Source organism: Liquorilactobacillus uvarum DSM 19971, assembly GCF_001434935.1.
Taxonomy (GTDB): domain Bacteria; phylum Bacillota; class Bacilli; order Lactobacillales; family Lactobacillaceae; genus Liquorilactobacillus; species Liquorilactobacillus uvarum.
The window spans coordinates 1-361 of the sequence record NZ_AZEG01000125.1 but is presented as its reverse complement, the minus strand read 5'-3'; the positions used below and the strand labels follow the sequence as shown (position 1 = coordinate 361).

The 361-nt window shown below is 43.5% G+C and carries 1 protein-coding gene; it reads left to right on the top strand.

What is annotated here, in order from left to right; all coding sequences use genetic code 11:
* Window positions 1–137: 137 nt before the first annotated feature.
* A partial coding sequence (locus FD20_RS12755; RefSeq protein ID WP_162255670.1) for a MobA/MobL family protein occupies window positions 138–361 on the top strand: 224 nt, incomplete at its 3' end.

The following is a 361-nucleotide window of genomic DNA, read 5'->3' as shown; positions in this document are numbered from 1 at the left end:
GAGTGAAACGAGGTCAATGCGCACTTACACCCCACCAAATTCTTGTGGGGTAAATCGTGCTAAAATCCTGTATTAGAAGTCGCCGATGGCGACAACAAGGTCAAAACCCATAGAATCAAAGGAAGACGGTGACTGACATGGCAATATTCCACATGAGTTTTAGTAATATTAGTGCTGGTAAAGGACGAAGTGCGATTGCCAGTGCCGCTTATCGAAGTGGTGAAAAGCTATTTGATGATAAGGAAGGTCGCCACTATTTTTATGCCCGATCGATCATGCCAGAAAGCTTTATTTTGACGCCAAAAAATTCACCTGAATGGGCGAGTGATCGAGAGCAGTTGTGGAATGAAGTTGAAAAGAA